20 protein-coding genes are annotated in these 26017 nt (G+C 44.6%); 5 read left to right on the top strand and 15 right to left on the bottom strand.

Annotation, left to right across the window (positions count from 1 at the left end; all coding sequences use genetic code 11):
- Window positions 1–75: 75 nt before the first annotated feature.
- Both A6049_RS01045 and A6049_RS01050 read left to right on the top strand, forming a co-directional pair.
- Entirely contained in the window at window positions 76–1251 is a 1176-nt protein-coding gene (locus tag A6049_RS01045) for a M20 family metallopeptidase (RefSeq protein ID WP_063562814.1), read from the top strand.
- 244 nt (window positions 1252–1495) lie between these two features.
- On the top strand, window positions 1496–3247 hold the full coding sequence (locus A6049_RS01050) for an alpha-glycosidase (protein WP_063562815.1): 1752 nt from the start codon (window positions 1496–1498) through the stop codon (window positions 3245–3247).
- Between the two features lie 90 nt (window positions 3248–3337).
- Here A6049_RS01050 and A6049_RS01055 read toward each other — a convergent pair whose 3' ends face one another.
- The 4 genes from A6049_RS01055 to glgB form a co-directional block, all read right to left on the bottom strand.
- The gene (locus tag A6049_RS01055; protein WP_095205910.1) at window positions 3338–4840 is read right to left on the bottom strand and encodes a right-handed parallel beta-helix repeat-containing protein; all 1503 of its coding nucleotides are present in this window, start codon (window positions 4838–4840) and stop codon (window positions 3338–3340) included.
- Window positions 4824–5018 (bottom strand): hypothetical protein, encoded by a 195-nt coding sequence (locus A6049_RS01060; RefSeq protein WP_063562817.1) that lies wholly within the window; start codon window positions 5016–5018, stop codon window positions 4824–4826. The genes A6049_RS01055 and A6049_RS01060 overlap by 17 nt, the downstream gene beginning before the upstream one ends.
- 74 nt (window positions 5019–5092) lie before the next feature.
- A complete protein-coding gene (gene glgA, locus A6049_RS01065; RefSeq protein WP_063562818.1) occupies window positions 5093–6535 on the bottom strand; it encodes a glycogen synthase GlgA in 1443 nt (480 codons plus the stop codon).
- Window positions 6532–8553, bottom strand: coding sequence for a 1,4-alpha-glucan branching protein GlgB (gene glgB, locus A6049_RS01070; RefSeq protein ID WP_063563195.1), 2022 nt, complete (start codon window positions 8551–8553; stop codon window positions 6532–6534). Before glgB ends, glgA begins: the two co-directional genes overlap by 4 nt.
- Before the next feature lie 195 nt (window positions 8554–8748).
- On the opposite strand from glgB, the gene A6049_RS01075 reads away from it, so the two are divergent.
- The gene (locus A6049_RS01075) at window positions 8749–9975 is read left to right on the top strand and encodes a glucose-1-phosphate adenylyltransferase (protein ID WP_063562819.1); all 1227 of its coding nucleotides are present in this window, start codon (window positions 8749–8751) and stop codon (window positions 9973–9975) included.
- Window positions 9976–10041: 66 nt separating this feature from the next.
- On the opposite strand, the gene A6049_RS01080 is transcribed toward A6049_RS01075, so the two are convergent.
- From A6049_RS01080 to A6049_RS01100, 5 genes are all read right to left on the bottom strand, one after another.
- Window positions 10042–11541, bottom strand: coding sequence for a sensor histidine kinase (locus A6049_RS01080; RefSeq protein ID WP_063562820.1), 1500 nt, complete (start codon window positions 11539–11541; stop codon window positions 10042–10044).
- Window positions 11538–12236: a response regulator transcription factor gene (locus A6049_RS01085; RefSeq protein WP_063562821.1), complete on the bottom strand. Its 699-nt coding sequence runs from the start codon at window positions 12234–12236 to the stop codon at window positions 11538–11540. Before A6049_RS01085 ends, A6049_RS01080 begins: the two co-directional genes overlap by 4 nt.
- Complete coding sequence (locus A6049_RS01090; protein ID WP_145921880.1) at window positions 12229–13431, bottom strand: hypothetical protein; 1203 nt, start codon at window positions 13429–13431, stop codon at window positions 12229–12231. The genes A6049_RS01085 and A6049_RS01090 overlap by 8 nt, the downstream gene beginning before the upstream one ends.
- A gap of 139 nt (window positions 13432–13570) precedes the next feature.
- Window positions 13571–14296 (bottom strand): phosphonate ABC transporter ATP-binding protein, encoded by a 726-nt coding sequence (locus tag A6049_RS01095; protein ID WP_024634002.1) that lies wholly within the window; start codon window positions 14294–14296, stop codon window positions 13571–13573.
- An 83-nt stretch (window positions 14297–14379) separates the two neighbouring features.
- Window positions 14380–15579 carry an MFS transporter gene (locus tag A6049_RS01100; RefSeq protein ID WP_063562823.1) on the bottom strand — a complete coding sequence of 400 codons (1200 nt, stop codon included), beginning with the start codon at window positions 15577–15579 and terminating at the stop codon, window positions 14380–14382.
- Window positions 15580–15780: 201 nt separating this feature from the next.
- On the opposite strand from A6049_RS01100, the gene A6049_RS01105 reads away from it, so the two are divergent.
- Together A6049_RS01105 and A6049_RS01110 are read left to right on the top strand one after the other, a co-directional pair.
- Window positions 15781–16701 (top strand): ArsR/SmtB family transcription factor, encoded by a 921-nt coding sequence (locus A6049_RS01105; RefSeq protein WP_063562824.1) that lies wholly within the window; start codon window positions 15781–15783, stop codon window positions 16699–16701.
- A 42-nt stretch (window positions 16702–16743) separates the two neighbouring features.
- On the top strand, window positions 16744–17508 hold the full coding sequence (locus A6049_RS01110) for an HAD family hydrolase (protein WP_063562825.1): 765 nt from the start codon (window positions 16744–16746) through the stop codon (window positions 17506–17508).
- An 87-nt stretch (window positions 17509–17595) separates the two neighbouring features.
- Here A6049_RS01110 and A6049_RS01115 read toward each other — a convergent pair whose 3' ends face one another.
- From A6049_RS01115 to lpdA, 6 genes are all read right to left on the bottom strand, one after another.
- Entirely contained in the window at window positions 17596–19944 is a 2349-nt protein-coding gene (locus tag A6049_RS01115; protein WP_063562826.1) for a type IA DNA topoisomerase, read from the bottom strand.
- Between the two features lie 125 nt (window positions 19945–20069).
- Window positions 20070–20537, bottom strand: coding sequence for a ferric iron uptake transcriptional regulator (gene fur, locus A6049_RS01120; RefSeq protein ID WP_024633997.1), 468 nt, complete (start codon window positions 20535–20537; stop codon window positions 20070–20072).
- A 303-nt stretch (window positions 20538–20840) separates the two neighbouring features.
- Window positions 20841–22328, bottom strand: coding sequence for a glutamate synthase subunit beta (locus A6049_RS01125; RefSeq protein ID WP_024633996.1), 1488 nt, complete (start codon window positions 22326–22328; stop codon window positions 20841–20843).
- A gap of 624 nt (window positions 22329–22952) precedes the next feature.
- Window positions 22953–23441, bottom strand: coding sequence for a dihydrofolate reductase (locus A6049_RS01130; RefSeq protein ID WP_072733281.1), 489 nt, complete (start codon window positions 23439–23441; stop codon window positions 22953–22955).
- Window positions 23442–23470: 29 nt separating this feature from the next.
- Window positions 23471–24265, bottom strand: a complete 795-nt coding sequence (gene thyA / locus A6049_RS01135) for a thymidylate synthase (protein ID WP_063562828.1) — start codon at window positions 24263–24265, stop codon at window positions 23471–23473.
- A gap of 333 nt (window positions 24266–24598) precedes the next feature.
- Window positions 24599–26014: a dihydrolipoyl dehydrogenase gene (gene lpdA / locus A6049_RS01140; RefSeq protein ID WP_063562829.1), complete on the bottom strand. Its 1416-nt coding sequence runs from the start codon at window positions 26012–26014 to the stop codon at window positions 24599–24601.
- Between the last annotated feature and the right edge of the window lie 3 nt (window positions 26015–26017).

The following is a 26017-nucleotide window of genomic DNA, read 5'->3' on the forward strand; positions in this document are numbered from 1 at the left end:
GACTAGTTTCTGAAAAATAACCGCAACTATGATATAATTATTGAATTATTTTCATTTTTGCTTAAGGAGTCCACCATGACACATACCAAAACACAAATTTTAACTGTAATTGATCAATATGCTTCCCGTTTTAAAGAGATTTCATCATACATTGGTGCCAATCCGGAACTTGGTAACGAAGAATACCTCGCCTCTGCTCGGTTAAAAGAAGAACTTGCCTACCACGGTTTTTCCGTAGAAGCTCCTGTTCTTGGCTTAGATACCGCATTCATCGGTACGTATGCTGCATCCAAACCAGGTCCGACTATTGCCCTGTTATGTGAATACGACGCACTTCCGGAAATCGGTCATGCTTGTGGACACCATCTAATCTGCATGATGAGCCTCGGAGCTGCGGTAGGTCTGAAGTCCATACTGGATGAAGTGGGCGGAACATTAAAAGTATTCGGTACACCAGCGGAAGAAACGCGTGGCGCTAAAGTTCCTATGGCTGAAGCAGGTTTATTTGATGACTGTGATGTCGCGCTAATGGCTCACCCTTACTACGCCTATGAGAAATCTGGAAGCTCCTTGGCTATTGATGCCGTACAATTTGAATTCCATGGGAAATCTTCACATGCTGCTGCAAGTCCACATGAAGGCATTAATGCCCTAGATGCGGTGATCCAGACATTTAATGGCATTAATGCGTTCCGACAACAAGTGAAAAGCACGGTTCGTATTCACGGTGTTATCAATAGCGGAGGACAGGCAGCCAATATTATTCCTGACTATGCTTCAGCCCAATTCTATGTACGTGCCTCGACGAGAAAAGAGTTGAATATTCTCACTCAACGCGTAATTCAGATCGCGGAAGGTTCTGCTCTGCAAACCGGATGCCGGCTTGTTACATCTAATTATGAGACTTCCTATGATGAGATGGTCACGAATGAATCATTATCTGCTGCTTTTAGTACTAATCTGCTTGAACTCGGCATTTCTCAAGAGGAGATCGTGAGTGGGAACGACCATGGTTCTATGGATATTGGTAACGTATCCTTGCGTTGTCCTGCGATCCATCCTTATATCCGTGTTGTGGACGAAGTTCATACGCTTCATTCCATTGAATTCCGTGATCTGGCGCTTCAGGAACGGGCCCTGGATGGTATGATCCTTGGAGCCAAGGCACTTGCTGCAACTGCTTATGATGTTCTTACACAGCCTGAATTGCTGCAAACCATTCAAACAGAGTTTAAGCAAGCAAGTCGCTAAGTTTTTCGCAAAATGCTGCGTCTTAACAGTAGGGTGTTCTGCAGGACCTGCATTTGGGGTCTTAAGGAGCGCCCTTTTTGTTATCATAAATACGTATATACGGACACAAGCTGGAAATGCTGTGAAAAGAAAACGTTGAAAAATGTTGAAATTTTTACATTTAGCGGCTGTACTTATGGTTCACATGCTGTCTAACTTGGTTATTTATAGCTATAACTTTATCTTAAGTTCAGGAGGTGTTGTCATGCTGCTCGAAGCGATGTACCACGTTCCCCGCGATAAATGGGCTTATGCTTATAATCCCTCGACGATTCACCTGCGTGTACGAACGAAGAGAGACGATGTACAATATGTGACTGCACTGACTGGTGATAAATACGATTGGAATGGAACCTATAAGGAAATTCAATTGGAGAAAGCGGCTTCTGACAGTATGTTTGATTATTGGGAAACGGCAGTTAAGCCCAAATTCAAGCGTCTGACTTACATCTTCCGTATCACCGCCGGTACCGAAAATATATATCTGGCTGATAACGGAATCCATTATGCTCCCCCTTACCCTACAGGAGGATATTATGAATTTTCCTACATTCATGAAATCGATGTATTTAAGGTTCCCGAATGGGCCAAAGAAGCCGTGTTCTACCAAATCATGACCGAAAGGTTTGCTAATGGGAATCCCGACCTGAACCCTGAAGGAACCCAGGAATGGGGTGGCCGACCTGAACTGGATAACTACTTTGGCGGAGACCTGCAAGGTGTGCTCAATCACCTGGACGATCTGACTAAACTCGGTGTTAATGCCATTTACTTTACCCCGCTGTTCCAAGCAAACTCCTACCATAAATACGATACCGTTGATTATAAAAAAGTAGATCCTCATTTCGGGGACAATGAAATGCTTAAAAAAGTAGCAGAACAATGTCATCGCCGTGGAATCCGTGTCATGCTTGACGCGGTTTTTAACCATTGCAGCGAAGACTTCCCTCCTTTTCAGGATGTCCTGAAGAATGGAAAAAACTCCAAATATGCAGACTGGTTTCATATCAATGAATATCCGGTGCAGATTAAGGATGGTATCCCAACCTACGATACCTTTGGGTTTTATGGCAATATGCCGAAGTTCAACACGGCCAATCCCGAAGTAAAAGACTATTTGCTTGATGTGGCTGAATATTGGATCAAGGAGATCAAACTCGACGGTTGGCGACTCGATGTTGCGAATGAAGTGGATAACCATTTTTGGCGCGATTTCCGCAAAGTGGTCAAAACCGCCAATCCGGAAGCCTATATTGTAGGCGAAGTATGGAGTGATTCCCTGACCTGGCTCATGGGAGATCAATTTGATTCCGTGATGAACTACCCTTTTGCTGACAAGGTGCTTGAGTTCTTCTGTGGTTCTATGGATGGTTATAACTTCGCTAACGAGATGGGATCACTCATTATGCGTTACCCGCAACAGACGAATGAAGTCATCTTCAACATGCTGTGCAGTCATGATACCCCACGTCTGCTTACTCGGGCTGGAGAAGACAAACGCAGATTAAAATTGTCGGTTGTGTTTCTTTTCACTTATATTGGTACACCCTGTATATTCTATGGGGATGAGGTTGGTATACGGGGAGAGAGTGACCCGGATTGCCGTAAATGCATGCAATGGGATCCTGCCAAGCAAGATCAGGAGCTTTATGACTTCTACCGCCTGATGATTGATTTGCGGAAAAGTAATGAAGCTCTGCGTAAAGGTCGCTTCCGTTTTTTGAAGGCGGATCACAATGATCCATGCATCATTTATGAACGTATGGATGACACTCTTCACTTCACAGTGTGGATGAACAATACTCCGCAAGAACGTACCCTGTCACATCCGATGGAAACCAAGGACTGGAAGGATGCACTAACCGAAGATGCTGTTGTTCCCACCAATGGAATGATGAATATTAAACTTGATCCTTACGGATACCGTATTTTGTATAGACAATTGGAACCGAGTTAACTAATTTCCAGAAAACTCCTGAAATATTGAATGACCCTTTAATGATCATTGGATACTTCAGGAGTTTTCTAACGAAAAACTGAACTAAAGCTATAATTTCGTCGTTTTTAAATCCCCTTTTGCATCTATAGTTATTCTCCATCGTGTAGAATTCGGACCAAGCATGACAATTTCATTTACTAATTGATATAACGTTCCATTATTATCTTTAACCAGATCAACCACTACGTTTTTCCCATTTGTAAAGGGACTTGCGCCAAAGAGATAACGTCCCGTCGCACTTGCCGCAACCATCAGCATGTTATCTCTTATGATGTTTCCCTCCACCGTATTATTAACAATATCCAGATGCACTGCCCACCATGTCCCCTCATATTTCAAACGATTTCCAGTTATGATATTGTTCGAGCCACGTAATTGTATACATGTACCTTTTCCTGCAACTGAGTTATGAGAAAAGGTACAATCATTATGCAAACTGACCAATCGGTCAGGATTGGTCGTCTCAAAGCCGGGCTCAATGATGTTGCTCGATGCAATCACTCCATTGGCAATATCCATGGCTATGCCCGCTTGGGCAATGTAATTACCTTTTACGATAATATGACCATCCGCGACAATTCCCCAGTGTTTTCCTCTTGGAATGATGATGTTGTCAGATATAATTCCGATGTCCATGCCTTCTGCACCTGTACTGGTTTTAGCTTCAATGGCAGCAGTAGCACTTGGTCTTAAAATGGTGTCGATCAGGTTGCCCTGGATTACAAACAAATGGTTGCTCAGACCGTTGGGATTGTATCGGGAGGGAAAGAAAGATACCGAAATGACAGAAGTGATTTTGATATCCTTAAATACATTGGAGGTTACAAAGGCACCTTCGAAACCGATAAGCCCCACGCCAAATGCTGTTCCATTCAGGCTGTTTCCATGTATATGCAGATTTTTGGCTCCAGTCTCGCCTCCCTCATTGTTACAGGTAATCCCGCCGCCTACTGAAGGTATATTACTCACTTGTGGTCCGCCTGAAAAAGCAGCATAATCTGGATCACTGGATAATACAGGAGTGTGCAGAAAGTTATCGGTGATCGAAACATGCCATGTTCCCTTGACCAGAATGCCATCCCCAAGATATCGGTAACAGTCATTCTCACGAATCACCACAAAAACCAAATGACTCCGAACTGCAATCGGTTCTTCTCCCAAGTGATGAAGTTTATTGTTTCTTATCACGACATTTCGGGCGGGATTGTCTTGACTGCTGGAACCATTGACTCCAATGCCATCGGTAAATTTACTAATATCGTTATTTTGCAACAATACATTGCTTGAATTCTCGATGTATAAACCTGTCTTGTTTTTACTCCAAGCTGCTTGAGTCGTACGAACCAAAGTCACGCCACTAATCTCAACATGATTGCTTCCTTCAATTCGGATTCCCTGATCGGAAACCTCCAATATTGCTCCTGGCAACGCCTTGATGATGACAGATCTTCCACTAAACGTATAGAACCAGCCCGCCTTGACAACTTTATAGTGCCCTGGCGTAAATAATAAAACATCACCATCCTGTGCCGAGTCAAAATAAGCTTTGATCTGGGCTGTCTGATCGCTTCCATCTCCCGGAGCCCGTCAGCGTGGATTGCACAGCGGCGATATTCCCCAAGATTTGGCCAAACATTTCATTCATTTTAACGGCATTATACCCGTCGGTACTGCTTAATGCCTGCAAATTAGGATTGTAAGTAGAGGTAAAATTAATGTAGTTGTTCATTTTAAATTCGCCTCCTCCTTATGATCGTACAAAAAAGCCGCAGTACGAATATACTGCGGCTCATTTGTGCAAATCTATTTCACAGATTCAAGCATTATGCGTCGATAAATATCCATATACTCTTCAGCTGAGACGTTCCAGCTGTAGTCTCCGCTCATTGCATTTTTCACGATCTTTTTCCAGTGCTCTGGCTGACGGTAAAATTCTTCAGCACGGCGAATGGTGTTCATCATATCATGGGCGTTAAAGCTGGTGAAAGAGAATCCATTCCCCTCACCGCTGAATTCATTGTATGCCTGCACCGTATCGTTCAGACCCCCTGTTTCCCGGACAAGTGGTACACTGCCATAACGGAGTGCAAGCAACTGGCTAATGCCACATGGCTCGAACCTTGATGGCATCAAGAACAGATCACTTCCGGCATAAAAACGGCGGGATAACCCATCATTGAAGGTGATCTGAGCAGACATTTTCAGCGGATAACGATTCGCTGCCTCACGGAACCAGTGCTCATAAGCCGGATCCCCGGTACCCAATACTGCGAATTGAATGTCGTCATAGTACAACAATTCATCCAATACACGACATACCAGATCCAAACCTTTGGAATCCACAAGCCTTGTAACCATCACCATAAGTGGAGCATCCGGACGTACAGGCAATCCTAATTCCTTTTGCAGCTCGATCTTGTTCTCGATTTTCTTGGACAGGCTGGTTCTGTATTTAACCGCAATTTTATTGTCCGCTGCCGGGTTGTAACTCTTGGTATCAATACCGTTGACAATCCCACTGAAACGATCGCCCAATGAACTGAGCAATCCATCCAGACCATAGCCATAATAGGAGGTTTGTACTTCCTTGGCGTAAGTAGGGCTGACGGTCGTTACATGATCCGCAAAAACGATTCCAGCCTTAAGGAAATTGACATTGCCATAATATTCTGCCCCGTCCACCGTAAAATACCGATCATTTAGCTCAAGCAAATCACTGAATAAATCATGTGGAAACACACCTTGATATAACAAGTTATGTATCGTAAAAACGGTTTTCATCTCACTATAAAAGGGATCATGAGCAAAGTGAGCCTCCAGCAGTAAAGGAATCATACCCGCGTGCCAATCGTGACTGTGCAGCACATCCGGCTTGAATTCAATTTGTGGCAACACCTCGAGAACAGCACGATTGAAGAAGGCAAAACGCTCCCCGTCATCCATATACCCATACACGCCATCCCGTCCAAAATAGTATTCATTGTCTACAAAGTAGACAGGAATCCCGTCATGAACCAGCATCTCTATTCCACAATAAGGTCTGCGCCAACCAAGAGGAACATCTGTCGTGATCACAGGCTCCATCGCCTCTTTATACTCATCCGGGATGCCCTTGTATTTGGGTAAAATGACACGAACATCTGCCCCACTCTTCTTTAGTGCTTGTGGTAATGCGCCGATGACGTCAGCAAGGCCTCCTGTTTTGATAAATGGATGTACTTCAGCAGCAGCAAATAGAATATTCATGCCTTCGTCCTCCTTTTGGGTTTAACTGTAGTGCTTTCTTTTGTTTTACTGGTTTTAGTGGTACTGGCTTTTGCTCTGACGGATTGAACTTCAAGGGGCAGTGCATCCGTTTTCCGACGTGTGTTCTTTTTTAAAATAACTACACTTAACGGTGGCAAAACAACTTCCAGACTATGTGGTTGCCCATGAAAAGGAATCTTTTCTGTAGTAAGCTGCATATCATTGATAATGCCTGATCCGCCGTAATCGGAATGATCACTGTTCAGTACTTCGGTATACATACCGGGACGCATGACACCAATCCGGTAACGCTCCCGCTTGACTGGCTGAAAGTTAATGAGCACAAGGAGTGTATCCGCAGATTTTTTTCCTTTGCGCACATATGAAATGACACTTTGGTCCTGATCATCCGGAGTGATCCATTCATAACCGTCAAAGGAATGATCAAGCTCCCACAAAGCTTTTTCGCCCAAGTATAGCTCGGACAGATCCCGTTCAAACTTGTGGAGTTTACGGTGACTGTCATAGTTCAGCAAAAACCAGTCCAGTTGATCTTCATCTTTCCATTCGATAAACTGGCCGAATTCTCCACCCATAAACAGCAGTTTCTTGCCTGGGAATGTCATAAAGTACCCCATGAAGGCACGCATGCCGGCAAACTTCTGCTCGTATGTTCCTGGCATCTTGTCTAGGAGCGACTTTTTGCCATGAACGACCTCGTCATGAGACAGAGGAAGCACGTAATTTTCAGCAAAGGAGTATACGACTGGGAATGTCAGCAAATGATGTTTGGAAGGACGTTCGTGAAAATCCGATTCCATGTAATCAAGCGTATCGTTCATCCAACCCATGTTCCATTTGTAGTTGAACCCTAATCCACCCTGATCTACTGGCGAAGTAACCATCGGCCATGCACTGGATTCTTCTGCCATCATCAGCGCATAGGGAAAGTACTTGAAGACCGTTTCATTCAACTGCTGCAAAAAAGCAACAGCTTCCTTGTTTTCCAGGCCACCTTCGTTATTCGTTCGGTATTGTCCTGGCTGCTTTTCGAAATCCAACTTAAGCATACTGGTTACCGCATCGACCCGAAGTCCGTCGAAATGGAACATCTCCATCCAATACAACGCATTAGAGATCAAAAACGAACGAATTTCAGGTTTAGAGTAGTCAAAGCTGAGTGTGCCCCAGCCTGGTCTCTCTGCTAACAGTGGATCTGCATATTCATACAAGGGCGTTCCATCAAACAAACGCAAGCCATGAGCATCCTTCGCAAAATGTGCGGGGACCCAATCGAGCAAAACGCCTATTCCTGCCTGATGTAGAGTATCAATTAGATACATCAGATCTTTAGGCTGCCCGTAACGGCTGGTTGGCGCAAAAAATCCTGTGTTTTGATACCCCCACGATAGGTCGTAAGGATGTTCACTTAGTGGCATCATCTCAACATGGGTATATTTCATTTCCAATAAATAAGGAACAAGCAAGTCCGCAAGTTCACGATAACTGTAGAGTGTGCCGTCCTCTTTCCGTTTCCAGGTTCCAGCATGCATTTCATAAATATGTAGAGGTTTGTTATAAACGCCTCGTTGTTTGCGTCTCCACGCGCCATCATTCCATTTGTAACCTTCGATGGAGCTGGTGACCGATGCCGTACGCGGACGAACTTCAGCCTGGAAAGCATAAGGGTCAGCTTTAAGCAATTCGGTACCCTCTTCCGTTAATATACGGAATTTGTATAATGTTCCTTCACTGATTTCCGGAATAAAACGACTCCAAAATCCAGAATCGGGTATCTTATATAAAGGTTCCTGTTCACCTTTCCATCCATTACGGTCTAAAGCCAGGCCTACTTCTGTGGCATTCGGAGCCCACACGGTAAAACGATACCCCTGACGATGATCTTCGATCGCAGGCTGTGCGCCCATTATTCGATAACTGTGATGAAGGTTTCCTTCATGAAACAAATAAATGTGCTCCGGCGAAATTTCCGGGTTTGTTAACGGTTGAATGGCCAAGAGATCACCTTCTTCTCCAGAAAATAGATATAACAATAACCATTACCCCATTCTAGCCAAGTTGAAAAGAAAAATGCGGTGTGTAAAAAAATGTTGTAATTTTTCAGGAATTTTACAGTATACATCGTTTCAATAGCTCCGCATTGCGTTTATGTATGTACTACACTGGACAAATATCTTGGGAGGGAAACGATTATGTTTAATAAAGATTGCATCGCTATGCTGTTGGCGGGAGGAGAAGGGAAGCGATTAGCCCCTTTAACCTCAAGTATCGCAAAACCCGCTGTACCGTTTGGCGGGCACTACCGGATTATCGATTTTCCTCTCAGCAACTGCGTAAACTCAGGCATCGACACTGTAGGTGTTCTGACGCAGTATCAAGCTGATTCATTACATGATCACATTGGTGGAGGAGAACCTTGGGGACATGGTACTTCAAGTGAGGCAGGAATTTCCTTACTTCCATCTTATCATACAGGAAATGACGAATACTTGGGAACCGCGGATGCTATTTATAAAAATATTGACTATATTGACCAACAAAACCCCGAAAATGTTCTAATTTTGTCGGGTGACCATATCTATCATATGAATTATCGTGAAATGCTGGAAGCTCATACAGCGAATGAAGCGGTAGCGACGATCTCCGTTATGGAGGTTCCGTGGGAGGAAGCCCATCGCTTCGGCATCATGGCAGCGGATGAGAATCTGAGAGTTACCGAGTTTGCCGAGAAACCGGCCGAACCGAAAAGTAATTTGGCTTCCATGGGCATTTACATGTTCAAATGGGAATACCTGAAGCGCCACTTGCTCGAAGATGCCGCTAATCCGGAATCCAGCCATGACTTCGGTAAAGATGTGATTCCTCAAATGTTGAATGAGAATACCCCTCTCTTCGTATATAACTTCAATGGTTATTGGAAAGACGTGGGTACCGTGAAGAGTTTATGGGATGCGCACATGGATCTGCTTCATAACGATGAAGACTGGAGCCTGCAAAAAGAAGACTGGCCGATGTTTACTCGTGACTGGAGAACTAAACCAAGTGCATACAAAGCACGTAATACACGTGCTGAGCTCCTGCACTCCATGATCCATGAATCCTGCTCCATTGATGGCCGGGCTGAACGTTCTGTTATTTTCTGCGGAGCCGAAGTTGGTAAAGGTTCTGAAGTTAAAGACAGCGTGATTATGCCAAATGCACGGGTAGGTCGCGGTGTTCACATCGAACGCGCCATCATTGGCGAAGGTGCCATTATTAAAGACGGTGCCATTGTCAAAGGTACGGCGGATGAAATCGTGGTTGTCGGACCAAATGAGATTGTCTCCGCCAAACCGGCTGTACGCACACAACCTGTACGCATGCTGAAAGATGTTTATGAAAAAAGTGGGCGTCTGCGCGCTGGTGAACTTTCTTCATAATCTTAAAGAAAAGGCGAGCCATATATGGCTCGCCTTTTTGGTGCGAAAACAATCTTTATGCAAAAATCAATTTTTTTTCGGATCAGACTCACCTTGAGTTAATTTCGTATCGAGAGTCACTTCGGCTTCATCATTCTGCATTATGGATTCCTCCACCTTCTCTTCCTCCGGTAAAGCTGGTAATGTCACCGTAACTGTTGTTCCCGTTCCGAGTTCACTTTGCATGATAATTGTTCCCTCATGCAGTTCTACCAGTTCCTGCGTAATAGCAAGCCCGAGCCCTGTTCCACCATTCTGGTGATTGACCTGGAAGAAGCGATCACGCACCTTGATTAAATGCTCTTCACTGATACCAATACCCGTATCCTGCACAGCAGCTATAATCTGCCCGTCTTCTTCTTTGACCGATAAAAAGATCCATGAATTCTCATGGGAGAATTTGATCGCATTGTCTACAATGTTCAGGAAGACTTGTTTTAGTCTGTTACCATCCCCAAAAACATTGAAAGCACGATTTTCATCGCTTTCCAACTTGAGATGTATCTGTTTTTGCTCAGCTTTTGCCCAAACATTCAACATAGTTTCCTGAACAATCTCACGAATGCTGACGGTCCCTTTCACCAACTTCATCTGATTTTGCTGCAATTTGGAGAAATCGAGCATCTCTTCTACGAGTCCGATCAGACGCTCCGTTTCTTTAGAGATAATACTCATTCCAATCCTCGTTTCATCCGGATCGTATCCACCGGAGTCCAGCGTCTCACTCCACCCTTTAATACTGGTCAGGGGCGTTCGCAATTCATGAGAAATGGAAGAAATAAAATCGTCTTTGATCTGATTGCTGCGCACAATTTCATGTGCCATAAAATTCAGAGTGGATGCCAGTTCGCCTAATTCATGTTTGTAGTTGCCCTTAACTCTCACATCCAGACGTCCTCGGGCCATCTGAGCGGACACTGCCGTAATATTGTTAATCGGTCGTACAATGGAATTGGCCATACCTATACTAATAATCAAGACAATTGCCAGTACGCCAACACCTACTGCAATCGCAAGCATCCCCATGAACAATAACTTGGAATTCACATTTTCAAGCGATGTTAGGTATCGAATAACATACGTATTTTCGCCGCCTAGATCAAACTTGTGGGAAACGGCCATGACCTGCTCTCCCGTGGCGGGTTGTCTGCCTACCCAACGTCCCATACCGCCATTTAACGCCTGTTGAATATCACTCGTTTGCAGAACGGCACGGTCAGATTCAAATGCAGTCGAACTCGCTAACACATGACCGTTCAGATCCAGAATCTCAAGTTCTGTATTAGATAATTCCAAATTAACAAGTAGTCTGGACAGGTTATTTCCATCTTCCGAATTACTCTCACGAGCTAGAGGCTCAAAAAAATCCTTCGAATTGGAGATATGGGTACTGATTGTATTGTAGATGCTCTCATAATAATATCGTTGCACCGCCAGCATAAATACGAATTCCACCAACAGCAGAGCCAGAAAAACTACAATGAAGTAATGTAGTACAATCTGCCGTGTGATGCCTTTTTTGATCATTGATCCCGGCCCTTCCATTTGTAACCGTGACCCCATACAGTCTGCAGGTATTCAGGTTCGGAAGGATTGTTCTCAATTTTCTGGCGCAAGCGGCGAATATTTACGTCTACGATTTTGGGATCACCCATATACTCTTTGCCCCATACGTGATCCAGCAGCACATCTCGACTAAGCGGTGTGTTTTCCTTTTCCAAGAAAAATTGAATCAAGGAAAATTCGGTTGGTGTTAACTCAATTAATTCATTTTGTTTCTTAAATTGCTTGGAGATTAGATCCAGCGAGAACGGCCCTGATTGAAACGTTACCTTTGCAGCCGTCTCCCGGTGAACATTGACCCGGCGCAACAAAGATTGTATACGTGCAATCAGCTCGGTTGGACTAAACGGCTTACTTACGTGATCGTCCGCGCCAACGGAAAGCGCATATACCTTGTCCTGCTCCTGTACTTTGGCTGTCAGGAAAATAATACCCAGACGTTCATTCGTTTCACGAATTCGTCGACACACTTCAAATCCGTCAATTCCAGGAACCATAACATCCAGCAAAGCCAAGTCGATATCTGGTACGGATTGCAAAATGCGAAGCGCCTCGTGTCCATCTCCAGCTTCAAGCACTTCAAACCCGTTTCTCTTCAAATTAATAACAATAAAACTGCGGATGGATTCTTCATCCTCTAGAATAAGTACTTTACTCATTAAGTTCTTCCTTTCTATTCAGTTGCGGTATATTGTCAAGCAATCCATCATCGGCATCCAGTTGTGCACCGCGGGAAGCAATGACCCGATCATTCGTTCGGGTAATCTCTTTCCAACTTTTGCCTTTTTCCTGCTCCCACTGAGAAAGGGTGAAATATTTTATTTCACCTACGGTTTCATCCGTATCAATCATTTTAAAACGAATGTATTTTTCTTTTTCCGATTTAGTATCAATGGTAATCTTCCCATACCACTCTGCCTTCAGATTCAAGTGGAATAAGTCAGCATCATCCCGATATTGGAATGAGACAAATTTCTTATCACCCTTGCCATCCCATTGATAAAAGGTATAGAACCACATCCGGGAATCAAATACGTAATGTTCCCAGCCTTTAGGTGTTTCCTTCAAGCCAAACTCAATAATACCATCATTGTCGACATCACCGCTTAAAATTTTGTCATCTCTGTAGGTTTGATCAGGCGATTTAAAAGCATTCACTAACTTGTTATCTTTTACGTATATGATCTGTGAGAATGTACTACGGTCATCCAGCTCTGAATCCAGTACAATACCCACTTTATCTTTGGCAATCTGACCACCGAGAGCATTATATATCTCTTTCACAGTATAGTCCGTCTGCATTCTGTCAACTTCCTTGAAACTTCCTTCGTCGTACTGATACAACGCAATAGATGCAAATCCGCTATTGTTCAGGGATACGATTGCGAAATCATTTTTCTTGTCCCCGTTTAGATCGAGGGTGTTCCCTTGAACATCATCTATAATATATTGATTATACGGAACACCACCCAACACTTGTTCAAGTGCTCCAGCTTTATAAGAATAAGCAGTTAATGCTTTCTGTTCTTGTAAACTTACACCCAAGATAATATCCGGATTCCCATCATTGGTAATGTCCAAAACTTTGAACGATTGCAGTTCATTCCCCGGAACATCAAATGTCAACTTCTTAACCCATGAATCCCCCTGCTCTTCCAACAACATTCCATGAATTCGCACGTTCTCATTCGGGGTCTCATAGAAAACGATGGCTTCCCGAGTACCATCTCCGTTTAGGTCTTCAACACGAATCATACTGGTATTATTCATGTCTTTGGGGCGAATCAATTTGCTTTCGGGTGGCTGTTCCCGCTGAACCACATTTAATAATTTTTCCTTGTCTGTAGACATCATTGGTTTTCTCATCAAACCCTTAGGATCGCTTATGACAGTACATCCGCTAAGGACTGAACCGAGCAAGATACTTACTGCTCCCCCCGCTAACAGGCGTCCCCACCGTGAATTAAGCAAATTCATCACTCTTTTCAATAGTTTAAATCATATTTTTTTCTTGCTGTGTCAACCGACGTCCACGTATATCAAAAGCAATCTTGCCTTCCGCAAGACCCCAGATGCGGGTCGCATGTTTCTCTGCCATCTCAATCGGCAATACTGCAATTACGGTAGCCCGTTCCTCTTCGCACAATTTGCGCAGTGTTTCCAGCACCGTATCTGCGGTATGAGGATCAAGTCCGATGACAGGTTCATCCGCCAAAACAACTTTGGCGCCATGCGCCAGCGCTCGGGCAATCGCAACACGCTGCTTCTCGCCACCACTGAGCTTTTCTGCCGTCTGGTGTGCTTTATCCAGCAATCCGAGCCCTTCCAGATAATCCATCGCACCCATATAATCATCGGAACGAACCATACCTGTTACCATTCTCCATAGAGGAGTTTGACCAGAACGACCGATCAATACATTTTTCAAAGCTGTACGTCTCGGATACAATTGCGGATTCTGTTCCAAGTATGCCCATTCCCGTTTAATTTTCCGTTTTCCGGACCAACCTTCTTTTATAATCTCGGCACCGTCCACCGTAAATCGACCACTGTCCCATTTTTCCATCATAGCAAGGCATTTAAGCAGCATGCTTTTTCCGCTGCCACTTGAGCCCACTACACCAATCATTTCTCCCTGTTGCATATCGAATCGTATATCCCGCAGAACCGGAACCCGGTCCGCTCCAACGGATTTGCTTAAACCCTCAACTCTGATCATCGCGATGTCTCCTCTTGTCCATGTTTTTCCCTACTACTAGTGTACTCGGAAATGGACATCAATTTCCATGCGAACACCAGCTTCTATTTTACCACAGATTCGAGCATAGGTTTACGACGAAATAATACACCTGCTGCACCAAAAAGAAGATACATGAATCCAAGCAAAATAAACATGCTTCCTGGTGAAATCCAGTTAATCACTTGCCCTCCCAGATTCGGTCCAATGATGCTTCCAATTGTAAAATGAAATGAGGCCACTACGTTCGCTGCAGGCAGCAGCACTTTTGGCAAAATATCTGCGGCATAGGCCAGGCCAAGCGAGAAAAATGAACCTACCAGACCTCCTGCTATGGTCAACAGCACAAGTGTCCACCAGAAATGTGTGCCGGCCACAGGTACCAGCATGAAGATGATACCTCCTGTAATACCAGCAAACATTAACGTTTGCTTTCGACCATAACGGTCACTCAACATACCTAGAGGTAATTGCAGAAACAGACCACCTATTCCGACAAAAGGCAGCAAGGACGATATCTGATTGGCATCCAGACCAATACGCAGCCCGTATACCGGAAAATTGCTGTTCATCCCGGCTTCCATGTACCCGTACAATAACGCAGGCAACAGCGCATACCATGCCCAGGCCAAGCTGCGTCGGAAACGGCGTTCAGGCAGTTGTCCATGTTCGGCCTTTTCCGGCTTCGTATCGGGAAGCTTCATTAATACAAGCATAAGTACCGCAGCCATACATACGAATAATACCCAGAATGGAACGGCATCCCCAAACCCGAGCAGCTTGATTCCCAATGGGCCAATACTGAATCCTAAACCATAAGACATACCATATAAAGAGATGTAACGTCCGCGTTTTTCGGGTGCGGTCACCAGTAGTACCCATAGCTGGGCAGAATAATGGAGTGCACTATCACCGATTCCGACGACGAGACGCAAAATAAACCAAATTTTGATATCCGGAAAATAAGGAAATAGAATCAGGGGAATCATGACAAATAACAGTCCGCCGATAATCAGCTTTTTGAAACCAATAGCTCCCAGCAGTCGTTCCGCCACCAAGGTCATGGCAAAAGATCCAACGTACAATGCGGCTGCATTCAATCCGTTCAAACCCGGCGAGACTCCTTTTTGCTCCAAGAAAATGGAGAGCACCGGCAATAAAAGTCCCTGGCTGATCCCCGCCACAACAATAACGGTAATCAGAATGAGATAGTTTGATGTAGAATGTGATAATTTGGGGGTGGTTATAGATGACACAAAAATCATTCCTCCTGCAAGCATACAAAGAAAAATCGCCATCACTGACGACCTTTCGCATGTTATAACTATTCTATTGATCATGTATGGTTACGCCAGGCGTTTTGCCCTGGACTTGAACATTATAGTGGACAACGCCCTGCAAAACAAGCCATAATAGTACTTAAGTCGCTGCGTACATTTAGATGTGACGGGAGGATTCTGCATCATATGGCTTATCATGTTAAAATCGATGTTTCACCGATATATGAAATGCTCAACAGCTTTTTGGTATATGTAACGAAGAAGTGGATTCAACATCTGGATGTTGGCCCTGAATGGATCATTGAGGTGGAAGGCAAACTAAGTTCCAATGTTCGAGCAGCGCTCGCACCTGCTGCCACCTGGCCTTTTGATGACTTTGATGTATTATTTGCATGGGCGGCCTATCGGAACACTTCTAATGAGAATATTGATTTTCTGGATATGCTTGCTGGACTAACAGCCGAAGAGCTGTTCGCACGCGTATCTGTTCTGCTACCCCATCTTACAATAGAAGAATCTACACGTATTCGGGATAGCTATGTGCCACTTTTGCGACTCTGGGATCAGCATTACTGCCAGAATATGAGTGAGGATTATCGTACCTGGCTGGAGGAAGACGCTGAAGAGAAACGCGTACTGCTTGAAAAAATGGGGCCTGAACTCCTTATTGAATACGCTACTGCGGGTGTTCTGGTTGAACCGATGCCTGGACTGGATGAAGTTATCCTGTTTCCAACCGTCCACAACCGCCCCATTAATATGTACTGCTTCTATGAGGGCATGATGATCATGCAGTATCCTGTAGACGCACCCGAAGAGGATGAAGACCAACCACCAACCTGTCTGCTTCGTTTCACACATGCCCTGGCTGATCCGGAAAGACTCCGTCTTCTACGCTACGTGTCAGGTGAACCGAAGTCACTCGCTGAGATGTGTGAGGAGCTGGGTAAAGACGAGGATATGGTTAAAGATCAGGTTATGGCACTGCGCATCGCCGGACTGCTGCGAACCCATCTGCTCGGCAGTAATCGCAAGGAGAAATACAGTATTCGACCAGATGGCGTATCTGAATTGAATATGTTCCTGGAATCTTATATTCGCATATAAAATATGAACAACTGTGCTGCTGCTGCAAGGAGTGAATTGGATATGAAAATAATAAAACAACATATTTTGTTTGATCTAGATGATACACTCGTGTATTGCAATAAATATTTCAACCTAGTGCTTGGTGAATTCTTCGAGAACATGCAGGAGTGGTTTGATGGACATGCCCTAACGGTTCAACAAATTAGGGAGAAACAGCTAGAGATTGATGTAACCGGGGTCAATAAATTGGGATTTGCAAGTCACCATTTCCCGCAATCCCTTATTGATACCTACCGTTACTTCTCCCAGAAGTTCTCAAAGCCAACCTCTCATCAAGAAGAGTCTTACCTCACCAAATTGGGAATGAGTGTATATGACCAAGAGGTTGAACCTTATCCTCATATGGTCGAAACGCTGGAGAATCTTAAATCAGCTGGACATGCCCTCTACCTGTATACAGGTGGAGAAACCGTAATTCAGCAGCGGAAGATTGACCAGATGAAGCTCTCGGCTTATTTCGATGACCGGATCTACATTCGGCAACATAAGAACATTGAAGCGCTCGAAGGCATTCTTTCAACTGGACCGTTTGAACGTCGTGCAACTTGGATGATTGGAAACTCACTGCGCACAGACATCATGCCAGCAGTGACGGCCGGCATCCATAGCATATATATCAAACAGCCGAACGAATGGCAATACAACATGGTTGAGCTTCAACCTAATCCAGAGACATCGATGTATACCATTACTGCCCTGGAAGAGGTACCGAAGGTCATCCTTGAAAATATACAACAGCAGCAACAAAAAAGGACCCTTGGATAAGGGTCCTTTTCTTATTTAATTATAATAGGATTTGGCGCTGGTATATCAGCCTTCACGTTCTTCTTTCTGCTTTTACATCCAATACACCTATGCATCCTGCTTTTCCGCAGATAGCTTACCTGTTACCTTATCTTGCAAAATAATACGTGCCTTCACCGTACTTCCGTCTTTTCGTTTAAAAGCCAGTACTTGAGTACTTCCCTTTTCAATTAACGCTTTTAACATCGTACTGGTTATTTTCTTGCCGACGTACTCTTTCCATATGACAAAGCCGCAACCTTCCTTGAACCTTGTACAGCCATAACCTTTCTTGCCTTCAATAATCTGACCGGTGCAACCCGGTGAAGGACAGGATGCCAGCGTTTCACGAACGCCCGGTTGACTGGAAGTCGAAGTTCGCGTTTGTGCCGTTGAGTTCGCAACACTGCCATTTCTGGATGACGCTCCCGACGTTTGACGTGAAGGCTTCGAACCTGCAATGGTACTTGAGCCAGTACCTGATGTCTTGGTAGAAGTAGTTCTAGTGCTGGTTCTCTGGGTTTTGGCTCCTTTGCCTTTACCCCGTCCCCCACGTGTGTCTTCCCCAAAAGCATCCGCTGGTGCGGGTGCCTGCACACGTACTTTATCAATAATGGACATCGTAAATTTTTTGACGTTCTCCATAAACTTATCCTGGCCCGCTTCACCTTTGGAAATTTGGTACAATCTTCTTTCCCATTGGCCCGTCATTTCAGGCGAGGTTAACAGATCTACGCCTGCCTTACGGATCAATTCGATGGCTGTCCGACCCTTCAACGTCAATTGCATCTTTTTACCCTGCATCGTAATGTAACCCACGTTTTTGAGTCGTTCGATCGTTGCCGCACGAGTCGCAGGTGTACCTAGTCCACTGTCCTTCATAGCATCACGGAGCTCTTCATTCTCGATCTGTTTCCCTGCACTCTCCATTGCTTTTAGCAACGTTCCCTCAGTATAACTCTTGGGAGGCTGTGTCGCCTTCTCCTTGAATTCACTCTTGGTACATTGAACAGGCAATTCAGGTTGAACGGCAAAGGCCTTGTCCGTCCATTCCTCTGCTTCCTCTTCTTCGTTGCTGTTTTTCTTTGTCTTTTTCTTGCCTGTCTGCTCCTGATCCGAAGTTCCCAGTACCACCTTCCACCCCAGTGACAGCAGTTCTTTCACAGATGTCTTGAACTGGTGCTTCTCAACATCAGTGAGCACGGTATGCTGCTTATACTCTGCTGGCGGATAGAAATGAGATAAGAAACGTCTTACGATCAGATCATAGATATTCTGTTCATCCTTGGATAACGTACCCGGTCGTTTTAATGTAGGCAGAATTGCATGGTGATCCTCAACTCTGGATGGGTTACATACACCCTTGTTACCTTTATGAACAAGTTCAGGTTTCGCTCCTTGCGCCAGTTCACTATAAGGTCCATTTTTAAGCAGATTCAGCGTTTTGTGCATACCTTCAATATTCTGTTCCGTAACATAGTTTGAATTGGTCCGTGGATAAGAGATCACTTTATGTTTCTCGTAAAGCGCCTGTGCAATATCCAACGTTTTCTTCGCTCCATATCCATACTTGGCATTTGCTTCACGCTGCAAAAGGGTCAGGTCATACAACCGGTATGGATACTCCTTGGTCTGTTTTGCTTCGTACTTGGTAATTTGTCCCGTCTTCCCCTTCACACTGGTCGCAATCGATTCAGCAACGGCGGGGTCGGTCAGCTTGTCTCCTTGACGTAATCCCCTGTACTCCACTCCTTCCTGACGAAACCAAGCGGCTACTTCATAAAAGGTCTGGGACTGGAACGCTTCAATCTCGATTTCCCGATCATAGATCAAGGCCAGTACCGGAGTCTGCACCCGGCCTACAGAGAGCAAGGCATTATGTCGAGTAGTGAAAGCCCGGGATGCATTCATGCCAATCAGCCAATCCGCTTCACTACGAGCCCTGGCAGCATGGGTCAAATTCTCAAATTCGGAGGCATCTTTCAAACCGTCAAAACCACGTTTAATACTCTCAGCGGTCAGGTCCGATATCCACAGACGTTTGACAGGCTGACGCAGCTTCAACTGTTGTTGAATTAAGGCAAAAATATACTGTCCCTCTCGCCCTGCATCACAAGCATTAACGATGGCCGATGCCCTTTTTGCAAGTTCTCCGATCATTTTCAGTTGATCTTTCGTTCTGGGGTTGGGTACAATCTTGAACTGATCCGGAATGATCGGCAGGTCGCCGATATTCCAGCGCTTGTACTTTGAATCATAGGCATCCGGTTCAGCAAGTCCCAATAGATGACCAATCGCCCAGGTGATAATGTAATGCTCACCTTCCAAATAATTGCGATTGTTCTTGGCTCTTGGTTCTATGACGGCGGCAATGGTTCGGCCCATGTCGGGCTTTTCCGCAATAACCAGTGTCTTCATCCGTCCATCTCTCCTCCTTCACCGTCCAGATGACGGCAAAAAGGGGCCTTCCGCCCACGGAAGCCCCTTGCTTCTGAAACTTATTATATCAGATTTTGGTTGCGGGAGCATCCTCCCCATTGGATTTACCCTGCTGCCTGTTCATTCAAAGCCTGCTTCGCTCTGCACTCTTTGCATACGCCCTGAAAATCAAGTCGATGGTCTGTAACGGCAAAGCCGTACTGACGCTCGATTTGTTGTTCCAAACGAAGCAAGCCATCCTCCATGATCTCTTCTACAGTGCCACACTCTGTGCAAATCAAATGATGATGGTGATGTGAGCCATCCGTACTTCGCAGGTCGAAGCGCGCAGCACCGTCCCCAAAGTTAATCTTTTCTACGACCTGTAGGTCACTAAGCAGTTCAAGCGTACGATATACCGTAGCCAAGCCAATCTCGGGGAATTGTTCCTTGACTAGCAGAAACACTTCCTCTGCGCTAAAATGATCCTTCTCATGCTCAAGTAACACACGTACCGTAACTTCTCGTTGCTGTGTCAGCTTATACCCTTTTGCAACCAACTGTTTTTTAATGTCATCAATCTGTTCTGAAATGGATTTGTCCCGGTTACTTGCCATAAAGATTGCACCTCCGGATATTATAATTTCACAATTCGTGTAGTTTTTAATTAAGTGTCAATACGTTTCTTATTTATAATCATTATAATGTAATAATAAATCTTTATGAGATAAAAAGCAATGCTATACCTCACAGTTGTCTAAAATAATTGTAGCTGAACGTCTCATGTTATCTTAAAAACAACAAAAAACCCCCGCTAATTGCGAGAGTTTTATTGAATCAGTTATATATTTTATTAAAAAATTGCAAATCCATATCCATATACGGCTCATTATTCTTTATACGAGAACTGTAGCACCCATCAAGTATTTGTCCACTTCACGGGCAGCTTCACGGCCTTCATTAATTGCCCATACAACCAGACTTTGACCACGACGCATGTCACCTGCTGCAAATACTTTATCCACATTGGTATTGTATTTGCCGTAACGCGCCTTAACATTGGTACGACGGTCTGTTGCAAGTCCGAGTTGCTCCACAAGAGTCTGTTCCGGTCCGTCAAAACCGATAGCAATCATGGCCATTTGAGCTGGGAAGACGCGCTCTGTACCCGGAATCGGCTGATAGATCTTACGTCCCGTCTCATCTACAATACGCTCGATTTGAACGGTGTGAAGTTCTTTGAGATTACCCTCGTCGTCACCCACAAATTTGGTCGTCATGATGGAGAACTCACGCGGATCGTCACCGAACAATGCTTTCGCTTCTTCCTGTGCATAATCAAGAGTATATACGTTCGGGAATTGCGGCCAAGGGTTGTTAATGCGATCACGTTCCATAGGAGCCTGAGTATGTGTACCAAATTGTGTAATGCTTCGACAACCATGACGAAGTGATGTAGCTACACAGTCGGAACCTGTATCCCCGCCACCGATGACGATAACATCCTTGTCCTGTGCTGACAGGTAGTTACCATCCTCAAGGTTGGAGTCCAGGTAACTTTTGATGCTGCCATTCAGGAAATCCATGGCGTAATGTACGCCTTTCAAGTCACTGCCTTCAATGTTAAACTCACGTGGTTTGGTTGCACCGCCGCACAGGACAACCGCATCATAATCATCCACCAGTTGCTGCGCAGCAATATCTTTACCGATCTCCGTGTTTGTTACAAATTGAATGCCTTCTGCTTCCAACAAATCAACACGACGCTGAACGACGTTTTTGTCCAATTTCATCGTAGGGATACCATACATCAGCAAACCGCCGACACGGTCGGAGCGCTCGTATACCGTTACCGAGTGACCTGCTTTATTTAACTGAGCTGCTGTAGCCAGTCCTGCTGGACCTGAACCTACAACTGCTACACGTTTACCCGTACGTTTCTCCGGTGGCTGGGGAACTACCCATCCTTCTTCAAAACCCTTTTCAATAATGGCTTCTTCAATCGTTTTGATGGTTACAGGTTCACCGATCAGTCCCACTGTGCATGAACCTTCACAAGGAGCAGGACAGACACGACCTGTAAACTCAGGGAAATTATTCGTTTTGTGCAGACGATCAAGCGCCTCTCTCCACAAACCACGATACACCAGATTATTCCATTCTGGAATCAGGTTATGCACAGGGCAGCCCGACGTTCCGCCAGTCATATCTATACCTGTATGGCAATACGGGGTACCACAATCCATGCATCGTGCACCTTGTGTTCTGAGCTCTTCTTCAGCCATATGTTTATGAAACTCTTCCCAATCCTTAACCCGCTCCGCTGGTTGGCGGTCCGCAGGCAGCTGCCGTTTGTATTCCATAAATCCAGTAGGTGTAGACATCTTACGTTTTCCCCCATCCGTTCTTGTCTTAATCCCTTCATCTGCATGGTTCTATATGAAATGGATTACTCATGTTTGAGTTTTTGTATATTGTATCACAAAATCTTCTCGAAGATATTTCAATTATAGTAGCACTTTGCATGCTGAATATTAAATGGATTATCCGAATAATTATTTGTATTTTATACATCATATCGTCCAAGTCTACCCATGGTCAATACCCTTAAAATGGTTATTTCTAAGGTTTTGCTGTACAAAACCAGGCGTTTAATTGATGAAAAAACGGACGAAACGTCATTTAAATGTGAGATAATTTGTCATTAAAAACAACAATTTATGCTGTTTTAGGCTACAAATCCGAACAATAACTGATTTTAGGGCTTTACAACGGTGAATTCCCACAATTTTTATACTTTTTTACCACAGAGTGAATAAGGGGATATGTATTGCATTCATTTTTTCGTTATTTTTACGTCATATTTATGTCATTTATATGTTAATTCGTATTTATTTCATTCTATTTCTAAAAGAAAAGACGCTGTTCACGAATATTTCGCAAATCAGCGCCCCTATACTTCGTAAATAGCATATGTTTGGGCTCTTCTACTTCATCTTATGACCCTTTTACCGTTTTCGTTCGTAGAACTCAAACGTATATGCATAAACATTTTTTTCATCTTGCTCGCCTTCGATCTGTTCTGTTAGCTCCCACTCCGACCAATCTACATCCGGGAAAAAAGTATCCCCCTCAAAATTCTCATGGATTTTGGTCACCACCAGACGATCTGCGAGCGGCAAAAACTCACGATAGACCTGGGAACCGCCAATGACGCAGAGCTCTTCGCCTTTTGTAACTTCCAGACCCTCTTCAATCGTATGCACCACTTCAGCCTGATTCGCTTGGTAGTTCAGATCTCTTGTTACAACAATATTCCGACGTTGCGGAAGCGGCTTGCCTCCAAAGGACTCCCATGTGTTACGTCCCATAATAATGGTTTTGTTCAACGTACGTTGCTTGAAAAAGGCCATATCTTTAGGCAAACGCCACGGAATGGAATTATTCAATCCAATGACACCATTCTCGCCCATCGCCCATACAAGTTCAATGCTCAAGATTTCACACTCCTTCAATCCGTGTCTGTTTATACGGCAATCGGGGCTTTAATACCCGGATGATGCTGATAGTTCTCAAACTCAAAATCATCAAACGTATAATCGAAAATGGAATCCGGCTTGCGCTTGATTACCAATTTAGGCAACGCGAACGGTTCACGCTCCAACTGCGTTTTCACTTGTTCCACATGGTTCGAGTAGATATGAACGTCCCCACCGGACCAGATGAACTCTCCCACTTCAAGATCACACTGCTGCGCAATCATATGTGTCAGCAGCGCATAGCTGGCAATGTTAAATGGCAACCCGAGGAACGTATCTACAGAACGCATGGTAAGCATACACGATAGTTTACCCTCAGCCACATAGAACTGAAACGCGAAATGACAAGGAGGCAATTTCATGTTGTTAATCTCCGCCACATTCCAGGCACTAACGAGGTGACGCCGTGAATCTGGATTATTCTTGATCGAATCAATAACGGCAGCAATCTGATCGATCTTCTCCCCGTTTGGTGCTTCCCAAGTACGCCATTGTGATCCATATACCGGACCTAGGTCGCCATTCTCGTCAGCCCAATCGTCCCAGATCTTCACGCCGTTTTCCTTGAGATAGGATATATTCGTATCCCCGCTCAAAAACCACAACAACTCATGAATGACTGATTTCAGATGGATTCGCTTAGTTGTTACCAGCGGGAACCCTTCGGATAGGTCGTATCTGAGCTGTCTGCCAAATACCGACTGTGTTCCAGTTCCGGTGCGATCTCCCTTATGCACGCCAGTATCCAAGATATCCTGTAATAAATCGAGATAGTTTTTCAAATTATATTCCCCTCGCACTTCTAATTTCATAGCAATAAAAACAAACAAGAACATTCACACAACTGGTGTTTGCTCCAATTTGCCTTATTTTAAAAAAACAGCATCGACCTAAGCCCTCCGCTGTCATATTGGTTGTTACAGTGTACCACATTAAGCTTCTGATTGCATGGTGCTTAATTGATTTAAGTGCTACTGAACCTCATTAATTCATGTCATTAACAGGCTCTCTCTTTAGGTGTTCACATAAAAAAAGGGACAGACAACGCTGTAACACGTTATCCATCCCTTCTTGATTTACGTATAATGCCGGACGAATCCGAAGCTTAGACGATATTAGCGGGAAATGATGTGGATCGGGTGACCCATAACCAGTTCCGCAGCTTCCATCACGATTTCGCCCAAAGTAGGGTGAGCGTGAATAGTCAGCGCCAAATCTTCCAAAGTCGCACCCATTTCAATTGCGAGTCCAAGCTCAGCAATCAGGTTGGAAGCTTCCAGACCTACGATTTGAGTACCCAGTACAAGACCTGTTTCTTCGTCAGCTACGATTTTCACGAAGCCTTCAGCGTGGTTCAAAGATACAGCACGGCCATTACCCGCATAAGGGAATTTGCCAGCTTTTACTTTGTAGCCTTTTTCTTTAGCTTCTTTCTCAGTGTAACCTACGCTGGAGCACTCAGGATCTGTGAACACAACTGCAGGCATACATTTGTAGTCAACTACAGATGGTTGTCCTGCGATCGCTTCAGCAGCCACTTTACCTTCATAAGAAGCTTTGTGGGCAAGTGCCAGACCGGATACGATATCACCGATTGCAAAGATGTGAGGAATGCTAGTACGGCCTTGGTGATCAACTTTAACGAAGCCACGCTCGTCAACGTCTACGCCAATCAGGTCCAGACCAAGCTCTCCGTCTGTATTTGGACGACGTCCAACAGTAACCAGCAGGTAATCTGCAGTTACTTCTTTGGATTCACCATTTACGGAATATTTAACAGTTACATCTTTATCCGTTTGCTCAGCACTTTCAGCTTTTGCACCCGTTACGATTTCGATGCCTGTTTTCTTCATGTTTTTAGCTACGAGGCTAGTCATGTCTTTATCGAAACCTGGCAGTACAGTATCCAAACCTTCGATAATTGTTACTTTAGCACCGAATTTGGAGTACATTTGACCAAGCTCAGCACCGATATAACCGCCACCGATAACGATCATGCTTTTTGGAACTTCAGGCAAGTTCAGAGCTTCTGTTGAAGACAGAATGCGTCCGCCAAACGGGAAAGGTTTCAGTTCGATTGGACGGGAACCTGTTGCAATGATTGCATTTTTGAATTTGTAACGTGGAGACTCGTGATCGTTAAATACACGAGCTTCGTTTTCGTTAATGAACATGCACTCACCGTTGAAAACTTCAACTTTGTTGCCTTTGAGCAAACCAGCTACGCCGCCAGTCATTTTCTTAACAACGCCGTTTTTGAATTCTTGAGTTTTGCTGAAGTCCACTTTTACGTTCTCAGCAGAGATACCAAAAGCTTCGCCGTGCAATGCAGACTCATATTGGTGTGCAGCCGAGATCAGGGCTTTGGATGGAATACATCCGCGGTTCAAACAAACGCCACCCAGTTCGGATTTGTCTACGATCAATACGCTTTGGCCCAGTTGAGCAGCACGGATGGCAGCTACATAGCCACCAGGACCCGCACCAATTACTAATGTGTCGATATTGAGAGAAGCGTCGCCTACTACCATATC

The sequence above is a fragment of the Paenibacillus sp. O199 genome (assembly GCF_001636635.1).
Taxonomy (GTDB): domain Bacteria; phylum Bacillota; class Bacilli; order Paenibacillales; family Paenibacillaceae; genus Paenibacillus; species Paenibacillus marchantiae.

Coding starts and splice junctions, on each gene's coding strand:
- A6049_RS01100 (WP_063562823.1), bottom strand. CDS start 15,579: ATGATTTTTGTGTCATCTATAACCACCCCCAAATTATCACATTCTACA.
- A6049_RS01095 (WP_024634002.1), bottom strand. CDS start 14,296: ATGATCAGAGTTGAGGGTTTAAGCAAATCCGTTGGAGCGGACCGGGTT.
- A6049_RS01050 (WP_063562815.1), top strand. CDS start 1,496: ATGCTGCTCGAAGCGATGTACCACGTTCCCCGCGATAAATGGGCTTAT.
- A6049_RS01080 (WP_063562820.1), bottom strand. CDS start 11,541: ATGATCAAAAAAGGCATCACACGGCAGATTGTACTACATTACTTCATT.
- lpdA (WP_063562829.1), bottom strand. CDS start 26,014: ATGGTAGTAGGCGACGCTTCTCTCAATATCGACACATTAGTAATTGGT.
- glgA (WP_063562818.1), bottom strand. CDS start 6,535: ATGAATATTCTATTTGCTGCTGCTGAAGTACATCCATTTATCAAAACA.
- A6049_RS01105 (WP_063562824.1), top strand. CDS start 15,781: ATGGCTTATCATGTTAAAATCGATGTTTCACCGATATATGAAATGCTC.
- A6049_RS01115 (WP_063562826.1), bottom strand. CDS start 19,944: ATGAAGACACTGGTTATTGCGGAAAAGCCCGACATGGGCCGAACCATT.
- A6049_RS01110 (WP_063562825.1), top strand. CDS start 16,744: ATGAAAATAATAAAACAACATATTTTGTTTGATCTAGATGATACACTC.
- A6049_RS01075 (WP_063562819.1), top strand. CDS start 8,749: ATGTTTAATAAAGATTGCATCGCTATGCTGTTGGCGGGAGGAGAAGGG.
- A6049_RS01060 (WP_063562817.1), bottom strand. CDS start 5,018: ATGAACAACTACATTAATTTTACCTCTACTTACAATCCTAATTTGCAG.
- A6049_RS01045 (WP_063562814.1), top strand. CDS start 76: ATGACACATACCAAAACACAAATTTTAACTGTAATTGATCAATATGCT.
- A6049_RS01125 (WP_024633996.1), bottom strand. CDS start 22,328: ATGTCTACACCTACTGGATTTATGGAATACAAACGGCAGCTGCCTGCG.
- A6049_RS01090 (WP_145921880.1), bottom strand. CDS start 13,431: ATGATGTCTACAGACAAGGAAAAATTATTAAATGTGGTTCAGCGGGAA.
- A6049_RS01085 (WP_063562821.1), bottom strand. CDS start 12,236: ATGAGTAAAGTACTTATTCTAGAGGATGAAGAATCCATCCGCAGTTTT.